Genomic DNA, 9,188 nt, shown 5'->3' with positions numbered 1-9,188 from the left:
CGATCCGGATTCCGCCGCCCGCCCCCATGGCGCCGCCGGCCCCGCCGCCCGCACCGCCGCCCCCGCCGCCGCCGCCTTCGCAGGCTCGTAGCGTGTCGCCGGATAACGCAGCTCGGTGGGCCGCTCGGATCCAGTCCGACTATCCCTCCAGCGCCCTGCGGCGTGACGAGTCCGGAACGGTCACCATGCGGATCACCGTTGGTGCCAACGGCCGTGTGGAGGCTTGTTCGGTAACGGGGAGCTCAGGGTCGAGCGCACTCGACGACGCGGCCTGCCGTGGGATGCAACGTTACGCCCGGTACAATCCCGCGCTGAACGCTGCCGGTAATCCGATTTCCGCGACAACCACGCAATCCATTCGCTACGTCCTGCCCGATTGATGCGGCGTCGCTAAAGCAATAACGATTTTCAAGAGGACCACTCGCTATGATTACTCAACTTCTTGCCGTCGCGGGCGAAGCCGCTCCGCAGAACCAGTTCGGCTTCATGGAAGCCATGGAACAGGGCGGTGTCATCGCCTGGGCCATCTTCACCGTGCTGGTGATCATGTCGGTCGGTTCGTTCTACATCCTGTTCACCAAGCTGTTCGAACAGCGCAAGATCATGAGCCAGTACGACAGCGTGCGCTCGCAGTTCTGGCGTGCCAACACGCTCGACGAAGGGGCCAAGAAGCTCGATTCGAACAGCGCATGGCGCCAGCTGGTGGACGATGCGGTGAAGGCTCGCGAAACCCACACCAAGATGGGCGACAACCTCGAGGCGCATGACTGGCTGCATGGCTCGCTCGCGCGTTCGGAAGCGTCGATCAACGCGCGCCTCGCCGGTGGCCTTCCCTTCCTCGCCACTGTCGGCGCGACTGCACCGTTCGTCGGCCTGCTGGGTACGGTTATCGGTATCTACCGCGCCCTGATCAACATCGGCCTCGCCGGTTCGGCCTCGATCGATAAGGTCGCCGGTCCCGTCGGTGAAGCGCTCATCATGACCGCCATCGGCCTGCTGGTCGCGGTTCCGGCCGTGCTTGCCTACAACTGGCTGCAGAGCCGCAACAAGCGCATCGCCGAGCGTCTGTCGGGCTTCTCGACCGATCTTCTCGCGAACATCAGCTCGAACGGTGCGGTGCGTCCTGCGGTGATGACGTCGACGTCGACCCAGGCTTCGGCCAAGGCCACCAAGACGGCTCCGGCGGCGGCGAAGCCCACCACGGCGACGACCTCGACCACCACGACCACCCGGAAGTAATCCGGCTCGGCGGGCCGGTGCGATCCTTTCAGGCTCGCCTCGGCCCGCCCCGGTCCTGCGGACCGGAACGCATTCGGGTTCTTGCGGAACCCACGAAACAACGGAACGGATAGGATAAACCATGGCGGTTGCAGTAGGCGGCGGTGTCGAGACCCCGATGTCGGACATCAACACCACCCCCCTCGTGGACGTGATGCTGGTGCTTCTGATCATCTTCCTGATCGCGGTTCCGGTCGCGATCCAGACGATCGAGAAGCTTCGCCTCCCGATCTTCGAATCGGTGGAATCGAAGGACAAGGTCGAGAACCTGCTTCTCACGGTCAGCACGACCGATGCGAGCGGCCTCAGCGCCGGCGAGCCCGGCTATGCCGGCGCCTCGCGCGACGGGCAGTGCCGCGTCTATTTCAACAACATCACCCCGGTGACCTCGCAGGAACTGTACGACCAGGCCTTCGAACGTCTCGACGCGATCGTGCAGCGTGCGGGCGGTGCCGACCAGATCCGTCAGGATCCGGACCTCATCCCGCAGGTGCATATCCGCGGTGACGTGAACGCACCGTGGTCTTGCGTGGCCGGTGCGATCTACAACGTCCAGGCGGCGGGTTATCCCACGGTGGGCTTCATTTCGAACCCGGTCGATCCGAACGGCTGATCTGCCGGTTCGAGCCCAGGTTTCGCGTTTCAAAGAGTTTCAGGAGTAACCCATCATGGCAATGTCAGGCGGTAAGGACGATGGCGCCCCGATGATCGAGATGAACATGACGCCGTTGATCGACGTCCTGCTCGTGCTCCTCATCATGTTCATCATCACCATCCCGGTCGCCACCCACGCGGTGAATATCGACCTGCCCCAGCCCAACCCGAATCCTCCGCCCGAGGATCAGATCGACCCGATCAAGAACAAGATCGTTCTGACGCAGACCGACGAGATCCTGTGGAACGGCGATACGCTCAACGAGGCGGAGCTGGTGCGTAATCTCAATCTGACGCGCGACATCGTGCCCGAGCCCGAATTGCAGTTCGAGCCCGAAGCCCTCGCGAGCTATGAATTGTCGGCTCGCGTCCTCAACGTCATCAAGGCGAGCGGCGTCACCAAGTTCGGCTTCGTCGGAAACGAGCGTTACCGCACGTTCGGCAGCACGACCGCACAGTAAGCGGACATACCAAGACTTCACGAGAGGGCGGCTTCGGCCGCCCTTTTTGTTTTCCAACTCAAATGCTTCGCGAAGCATCGTGCGCTCAGACCGAAGCCCGCAGTACGCGGCTCATGTGAACCGCTCCGACCGCGCTAGCTGTCTCATGCCTTCGCGTTTAAAAGATCGGTCACAATCGCTGACGACACCCCGCACATGGCCGCTGCCGCCGCTTGTTTCTGGGGCAAGATTCCCCTCGATTGCGCCCTCCGCTTTGTTATGTTATTATATAGCGATCAAATAGGGGAGAATAACGATGGCTATGGCGCTTTCCGCATCCGACACCCAACCCATGGGCGAGATGAACACCACACCCCTGATCGATGTCATGCTGGTGCTTCTCATCATGTTCATCATGGTGATCCCCGCCGCCACACACTCGGTCGAACTCGACCTCCCTGCCCCTTGCACGGATTGTCCGCTTCCCAATCTCGAGCCAACGCGGAACAAGATCGTCATCGACGGAAGCGACCGCGTGCTCTGGAATGGCGAGGCGATCGATCAGCGCCAGCTATCGAGGCTGTTGGTCCTGTCCCGCGATCTCCCGATCGAGCCCGAGCTGCAATTCGAACCCGCAGCCAATGCCAGCTACGCCGCGTCGTCCCGCACGCTAGCGACGATCAAGGCCAGCGGCGTGACCAAATTCGGCTTCGTCGGGAATGAGCGCTACCGCCAATTCTAGGCTCGCTCCAATTTGGGTCGAGGCCGGATAACAATGGAGAGCGCTGCACCGCTTAATCCGGACCGTCGGAAAAATCCTCGACCCGCATAGCTTCGCCAGCCAGGCTCTCGGCCTCGAGCAGCAATTCGTCGTCCACCGCCCCTTGCGGCGTAGCCTCGCGTCCGATCATGACCATGACCGGCACGGCCAGCGGGCTGACCCGATCGAGTTCGACATGCACCAATTGCTCGCCCGCCCGATCGAGCAGATCGCCAAGGCGGCCGACATCGGTCATCCGCGTCCGCGCATCGGCCCAGGCGGCTTCCAGCAGCACGTGATCCGGCTCGTATTTGCGTAGCACGTCGTAGATCAGGTCGGTCGAGAAGGTGACTTGCTTGCCCGTCTTGCGCTTGCCTGGATGCTGGCGTTCAACCAGCCCGCCGATCACCGCCACCTCGCGGAAAGCGCGCCGCAGCAGGTGCGAATTCTGCACCCATTCAATGAATTCGTCTTGCAGAATATCGGGGGAAAGGAGCGGCGCGGGATCCTTCACCGGCTTCAGGCCCCAGACTGCCAGCGAATAATCGTTGGCGACGAAGCCCCCCGGCAACAGCCCGCGATCCTCCATCCGCCGCGTGATCAGCATGCCCAGGCTCTGGTTAGCGTTCCAGCCTTCGAAGGTGTAATAGACGGTGTATTCGCGCCCTCCGCGCGGGAAACTTTCGACAAGCAATTGCCCCGGACCCGGCATTTGCGAACGCCAGTCCTGCACTTCCAGCCATTCGCGGACATCGTCGGGGAAGCGCGCCCACCCAGTACGATCGACCAGCATCTCGCGCACCCGGTTAGCGAGATGCGTGGTCAACGGCAGGCGCTGCCCGCCGTAGGAAGGGATCATGGCCGAAGATTTCGCCGCTCGCACCAGGATCTCCATCTCCTGCAGCTTAACCACCTCCAGGCTCATGCCCGCAAAGGCGAATGTGTCGCCGGGAGATAGCGAGGCGGCGAAACGCTCCTCAACCTTGCCGAGCGAGCGCCCGCCCCGGTTCGAGCCAGCGGTGATACGTACGTCGAGCATTTCGGAATCGATGATGATCCCGGCATTCAGCCGATGTCGGGCGGCCTGTTCGGGATGCGCCAGCCGCCATATGCCGCCCCCTTCGCCATCCCCTTCGCGCACGATGCGCTTGAATTTGTCATAGGCACGCAGCGAGTACCCGCCCGTGGCGACGAATTCGAGCACGCGGTCCCACGCCGTCTCGTCCACCCAGGCATAGGACAGGCTCGTGCGGATTTCCGCCAGCAGCGCAGCCTCGCCAAAAGGCTCCGCGCAGGCGCAGGCCATGACATGCTGGGCCAGCACGTCGAGACCGCCGGGGCGGAACTCCTCCCCGTCGCGCTGCCCTTCGTCGACCGCTTCCTTGGCGGCGGTCGCTTCCAGAAATTCGAAGCGGTTGCCGGGCACCAATAAAGCGCGGCTACGCTGGTCGAGCCGGTGATTGGCGCGTCCGATCCGCTGCAAGAGGCGCGACGAGCCCTTGGGTGCGCCCATCTGGACGACCAGGTCGATATCCCCCCAATCGACTCCCAGATCGAGGCTGGCGGTGGCCACCAAAGCGCGTAGTTCGCCCCGCGCCATCGCCCCTTCGACCTTGCGGCGCGCTTCCTTGCCCAGCGATCCGTGGTGGATGCCGATCGGCAGCGTGTCCTCGTTCACGTCCCACAGGTTCTGGAAGATATATTCGGCCAGAAAGCGCGTATTGGTGAAGATCAGCGTGGTGCGGTTGGCCTTGATCGCTTCGTAAAGCTGCGGGATCGCCCAGGTGGCGGCGTGGCCGCCCCAGGGCACACGCTCTTCGTCGGGCAGGAGGATTTCGACTTCGGCGGGCGCGCCCGCTTCGCCTTCCACCATCGCGACCGCTTCGATCTCGCTCTCGTCCCCGGTTTTGAGCGGCGCAAGCCATTCGCGAAACCCTTCAGGGTTCGCCAACGTGGCCGAAAGCGCGGCGCGCTGCATATCGGGCGCGATGGCCTGAAGGCGAGACAGGGCCAGCGCCAGCAGATCGCCGCGCTTGCCGGTGGCAAAGGCGTGCACCTCGTCGATCACGACGCGCTTCAACCCGGCGAACATGGCGAAACTGTCGGGATAGCTCAGAAGGAGCGACAGGCTTTCGGGCGTGGTCAGCAGGACATGCGGCGGTTTGGTACGCTGGCGCTTCTTGCGATCGGACGGCGTATCGCCGCTGCGCGTCTCGACCCGGATGGGCAGACCCATCTCCTCGATCGGCGCGATGAGATTGCGCTGCACGTCATGCGCCAGCGCCTTGAGCGGGGAGACGTAGAGTGTGTGCAGCCCGCCGGGCGGCTCCGTCTCTCCCAGCCGTGAGGGGCAGAAGGCGGCCAGCGTCGGCAGAAATCCCCCCAGCGTCTTGCCCGCCCCCGTGTCCGCGACGAGCAGGGCGTGGCGGCCCGCATCGCTCGCCGCAAGCATTTCGGCCTGGTGGCGCCGCACGCGCCAGCCGCGGCCAGCGAACCAAGCTTCGATCTCAGGCGGTATCGGGGGCGTGCTCACCAAGAGATAGCGCGGGATGGGGCGCGGTGTTCCGCCCGTGTCCCATCCGGCGCGAAGTTCAATGCCAATACTACTCCACTTCGGGCTCCTCGCCCTCTCCGTGCGGTATCACCATATCGCCCAGCGCATCCGGTTCCACGCCCAGCAGATCGGCCATGCGCGCGCGCTGAGCCGCCGACAGGTCCGCATAGTCCCGCTCCGCCGGGAGGCTTTCCAGCGCCGCCTCCATCGAAGTTTCCATCTCGGTGAACGAGCCCACCATTTCCGGGAGGGCCTCCATCGTGGCGCCCATGACCTGAGGGTCCGCGAACAGGGCCATGGACTGGCGCGCGAATTCGCTCCCGGTCGGGGTCGCGAAGAAGCTGGAGATATCGGCAAGCTGCGCTTCGTCGAACCGGACCGCATAGGCCTTTGCCAATCCCGCGCGTACGGGGGGCTCCACCGCGGCGAACGCGCCGCCCATATTCGCGATGAGCGCGTCCACCATGGTGTCGGCCCGCCGGTCCCACGCGGGATCGAGCATGGTCAGAAGCTCTCTCTTCTCCGCATCGCCCAATTCCGCGATGGCCGCTTCGTCGAGCGTAAGCCTGCTGGCGAGGATGAAGTCGGGCTCGGAAAACATGGCCATCATCGGACGCATGGTCTTTTCCATCATGTCGCGCATCATTTCGCCATAGAAGCCCTCGGGCATCATCGTCGCCACGATGGCGGTGGCGGCGGGGAGGCGCGCTTCCTGGTCGGCAGTTAGCGGTTCGGCCTGGAACATCCCGCTCATCATCTCGAGCACGGCGGCTTCGTCCATGGCCCCGCCGGCTTCGGCAGGCTCCAGAGCGACCTCGCCCTCGACCTTCCCAATCTCGATATCCTGCGCTGCCAAGGGCGAGGACAGGCCGAGCGAAAGCGTGCCCAGGGCCAGCGAAAATGCAGTCTTCTTCATGATATGTCCCCCCTCTCTTTTACCTCAGTGCCCGACGCTCTCGCCGCGCTCCAGCCCCGACAGGGACAGCTGTTCGTCGATCTGCGCCATCAGGCGGGCGAGCCCTTCTTCGCTGTCGCTTTCCGCACGTGCGACGAGGACGTCCTGCGTGTTGGATGCGCGCAGCAGCCACCAGCCGTCCGGCGTCGAGACCCGCACCCCATCGGTCCCGTCGACGTCGGCGTCGCTGCCCGCAAGCCGCTCCTCGACCTCGCGGATCGCAGCGAATTTGCGGCTTTCATCGACCTGGAAACGCAGTTCGGGTGTGTTGACCATGGCGGGCATGCCCCCGCGCAGATCGGTCACCGACCGGCCAAGCCGCGCGCTCGCCGCGATCAGGCGCACGCCGGCATAGAGCGCATCGTCATACCCGTAATAGTCATCGGCGAAGAATACATGTCCGCTCATCTCGCCTGCCAGCGGAGCGCCCGTTTCCTTCATCTTGGACTTGATCAGCGAATGGCCGGTCTTCCACATCAGCGGATTGCCCCCGCACCGCGCCACATGATCGAACAGGGCGCGGCTCGCCTTTACATCGGCGATGACCGTGGCGCCCTGCCGGTTTTTCAAAGCGTCCTCCGCATAGATCATCAGCAATTGATCGCCCCAAACCACCCGGCCTTCACCATCGATCGCGCCGATCCGGTCGCCGTCGCCGTCGAAAGCCACTCCGAAATCGAGGTTCTTCTCGGCGACGAGCGTGCGCAGATCCGCCAGATTCGCCTCGACCGTAGGATCGGGATGATGATTGGGAAAAGTGCCGTCGACATCGGTGAAAAGAAGGTGGTGCTCGCCCGGCAGCTTCGCGGCGAGCATTTCGAGCGCGGGTCCGGCAGCGCCATTGCCCGCGTCCCAGCCGACCTTGAGATCCGCGAGCGCAGCAGGGTCGACATCGCCAAGGCCCATCAACAGGCGCTCGACATACTCGCTCAGAATCTCGCGGCTCTCGACGCTGCCCGCGCCTTCGTCCCAGTCGCCCGTCGCGGCCATTTCGCCCAGTTTCTGGATATCCGCGCCGAAAAACGGACGGCCCTGAAAGACCATCTTGAAGCCGTTGTAATTGGCGGGATTGTGGCTGCCGGTTATCTGAATGCCGCCATCCACATCCTCGCTTGAGGCTTCGGCGTAATAGAGCATCGGCGTCGCGCCGAGGCCGATCGTCACGACATCGCAGCCGCTCGCCGTCAATCCCTCGACCAGCGCGTGCTCGAGCATGGGGGAACTGATCCGTCCGTCATAGCCCACCGCGACCTTGCTGCCGCCCGCGCGCCGCAGCAGCGTCGCAAAACCGCGCCCGATGGCACGGGCATCGTCCGCACCCAGCGTTTCGCCGATAATGCCGCGAATGTCATATTCGCGCAGGACTGTGGAATCGAATTGGTGTGTCATTCACGAGGCTCCGATGGATCGGTTCCGATCTGGTTCAAAAGAAGGTCGCGCGCGGCGTTGATTTCGGCAAGGCGCGCCGTACTGCCGCCGCGATCGGGATGAGTCTGCGCGGCAAGGCGGCGATGCGCCTCGCGTATCGTGCGCGCATCGGCGTCGGTCGCCACGCCCAACATGCGGCGCGCCCACGTCAGCTCTTTGGTCCGCGTCGGAGCAGTGCGTAGATACTCCCACGGCCATTTACCAAACAGCCAGCGGGAGGCGATCGCCAGCAGGGCGGCGATCACCAGCCAGCGGATCATGCCGCCTTGTCCTCCAGGCCGATGCCGGGAAGGCGCAGGCTGGCGATGAGACCGCGCAGTTCCTGCCGCGCGACGAGGTGGCTGGTGCCGAGATCGCCGAGATGCCCCTTGTCGAGCAGGGTCAGGCCCGAGGGGAAAAGCTCGCGATAGATCACACGCTCCGACAGGCCCTTGGCGATGCGGAAGCCGACCCGCTTGGACATTTCCGCCAGCGCCTTTTCCAGACGCGCCATATTGCGCGCTTCGGTATAACCGGTGCGGTTCCTGACTACGACCCAATCCAATTCGCGCCGATCCTGCTCCAGCCCCATGCGCGAGCGTTTGAGGCGCGCTTCCCAGATCAGTTCGGCGTAGAAGGACAGCTTCTTAACCTTGAACGTTTCGGCATCGACCTGGCCGATGAGGTCGAAATCGACGAAGCTGTCGTTCATCGGCGTGACCAGCGTGTCGGCCTGTTCGGCGGCGATGCGCGCCATCGGATCGTCGCGCCCCGGCGTGTCGACAATCAGGAAGTCGGCCGTCTGCGCGAACCGGTCGAGCGTCGCTTCGAGCGTTTTCTCGTCCTGGCCTGCCGCCGTTCCGTCGAAAACCTCGCAGGTCGGCGTCGGCAGTTCGATTCCGCGCTTTGCCTGAATGGCCTCGCGGTTCTCGATATAGCGATGCATCGTGCGCTGACGCGGATCGAGATCGATCGCGGCGACCGTCTTGCCCATATAGGCGAGCGCCACCGCCACGTGGACCGCCGTGGTCGATTTGCCGGTCCCGCCCTTCTCGTTGGCGAAGACGATGCGATGGGCACGATTGTGAGACAAGGGGTGCGCTGCTTTCCGTGTTCGTACGTCGAGTATTGTCGCGCCCG

General features: G+C 64.0%; 10 protein-coding genes. 5 read left to right on the top strand and 5 right to left on the bottom strand.

Annotated elements, in window-relative coordinates; translation table 11 throughout:
• Window positions 1-26 precede the first annotated feature (26 nt).
• From J7347_RS11125 to J7347_RS11105, 5 genes are all read left to right on the top strand, one after another.
• Complete coding sequence (locus J7347_RS11125) at window positions 27-380, top strand: energy transducer TonB (RefSeq protein WP_245174048.1); 354 nt, start codon at window positions 27-29, stop codon at window positions 378-380.
• A gap of 46 nt (window positions 381-426) precedes the next feature.
• Window positions 427-1,239, top strand: coding sequence for a MotA/TolQ/ExbB proton channel family protein (locus J7347_RS11120; RefSeq protein WP_067684768.1), 813 nt, complete (start codon window positions 427-429; stop codon window positions 1,237-1,239).
• Between the two features lie 121 nt (window positions 1,240-1,360).
• Entirely contained in the window at window positions 1,361-1,891 is a 531-nt protein-coding gene (locus tag J7347_RS11115; protein ID WP_209162069.1) for a biopolymer transporter ExbD, read from the top strand.
• A 55-nt stretch (window positions 1,892-1,946) separates the two neighbouring features.
• Complete coding sequence (locus J7347_RS11110) at window positions 1,947-2,393, top strand: biopolymer transporter ExbD (protein WP_067684770.1); 447 nt, start codon at window positions 1,947-1,949, stop codon at window positions 2,391-2,393.
• Window positions 2,394-2,688: 295 nt separating this feature from the next.
• Window positions 2,689-3,114, top strand: a complete 426-nt coding sequence (locus J7347_RS11105) for a biopolymer transporter ExbD (RefSeq protein WP_209162068.1) — start codon at window positions 2,689-2,691, stop codon at window positions 3,112-3,114.
• Window positions 3,115-3,166: 52 nt separating this feature from the next.
• Here the strand turns inward: J7347_RS11105 and J7347_RS11100 are convergent, their stop codons facing one another.
• The 5 genes from J7347_RS11100 to J7347_RS11080 all read right to left on the bottom strand — a co-directional run bounded on the left by J7347_RS11100 (window position 3,167) and on the right by J7347_RS11080 (window position 9,141).
• Window positions 3,167-5,665, bottom strand: coding sequence for a ligase-associated DNA damage response DEXH box helicase (locus J7347_RS11100; RefSeq protein ID WP_209162067.1), 2,499 nt, complete (start codon window positions 5,663-5,665; stop codon window positions 3,167-3,169).
• Window positions 5,666-5,735: 70 nt separating this feature from the next.
• Window positions 5,736-6,602 carry a DUF2059 domain-containing protein gene (locus tag J7347_RS11095; RefSeq protein ID WP_209162066.1) on the bottom strand — a complete coding sequence of 289 codons (867 nt, stop codon included), beginning with the start codon at window positions 6,600-6,602 and terminating at the stop codon, window positions 5,736-5,738.
• Window positions 6,603-6,626: 24 nt separating this feature from the next.
• Window positions 6,627-8,030 carry a phosphomannomutase/phosphoglucomutase gene (locus J7347_RS11090; RefSeq protein WP_209162065.1) on the bottom strand — a complete coding sequence of 468 codons (1,404 nt, stop codon included), beginning with the start codon at window positions 8,028-8,030 and terminating at the stop codon, window positions 6,627-6,629.
• Window positions 8,027-8,329, bottom strand: a complete 303-nt coding sequence (locus J7347_RS11085) for a J domain-containing protein (RefSeq protein ID WP_067684780.1) — start codon at window positions 8,327-8,329, stop codon at window positions 8,027-8,029. Before J7347_RS11085 ends, J7347_RS11090 begins: the two co-directional genes overlap by 4 nt.
• Window positions 8,326-9,141: a division plane positioning ATPase MipZ gene (locus tag J7347_RS11080; protein ID WP_067683658.1), complete on the bottom strand. Its 816-nt coding sequence runs from the start codon at window positions 9,139-9,141 to the stop codon at window positions 8,326-8,328. The genes J7347_RS11085 and J7347_RS11080 overlap by 4 nt, the downstream gene beginning before the upstream one ends.
• Window positions 9,142-9,188: the final 47 nt, after the last annotated feature.

The organism is Erythrobacter sp. A6_0 (assembly GCF_017744235.1).
Classification (GTDB): domain Bacteria; phylum Pseudomonadota; class Alphaproteobacteria; order Sphingomonadales; family Sphingomonadaceae; genus Qipengyuania.
The sequence above is the reverse complement of the archived record's forward strand: the minus strand, read 5'-3'. Positions and strand labels throughout refer to the sequence as shown.

Excerpts from the sequence above, each read along its gene's own strand:
- J7347_RS11125 (WP_245174048.1), top strand. The coding sequence starts at position 27 with ATGGCGCCGCCGGCCCCGCCGCCCGCACCGCCGCCCCCGCCGCCGCCG.
- J7347_RS11120 (WP_067684768.1), top strand. The coding sequence starts at position 427 with ATGATTACTCAACTTCTTGCCGTCGCGGGCGAAGCCGCTCCGCAGAAC.
- J7347_RS11115 (WP_209162069.1), top strand. The coding sequence starts at position 1,361 with ATGGCGGTTGCAGTAGGCGGCGGTGTCGAGACCCCGATGTCGGACATC.
- J7347_RS11110 (WP_067684770.1), top strand. The coding sequence starts at position 1,947 with ATGGCAATGTCAGGCGGTAAGGACGATGGCGCCCCGATGATCGAGATG.
- J7347_RS11105 (WP_209162068.1), top strand. The coding sequence starts at position 2,689 with ATGGCTATGGCGCTTTCCGCATCCGACACCCAACCCATGGGCGAGATG.
- J7347_RS11095 (WP_209162066.1), bottom strand. The coding sequence starts at position 6,602 with ATGAAGAAGACTGCATTTTCGCTGGCCCTGGGCACGCTTTCGCTCGGC.
- J7347_RS11090 (WP_209162065.1), bottom strand. The coding sequence starts at position 8,030 with ATGACACACCAATTCGATTCCACAGTCCTGCGCGAATATGACATTCGC.
- J7347_RS11085 (WP_067684780.1), bottom strand. The coding sequence starts at position 8,329 with ATGATCCGCTGGCTGGTGATCGCCGCCCTGCTGGCGATCGCCTCCCGC.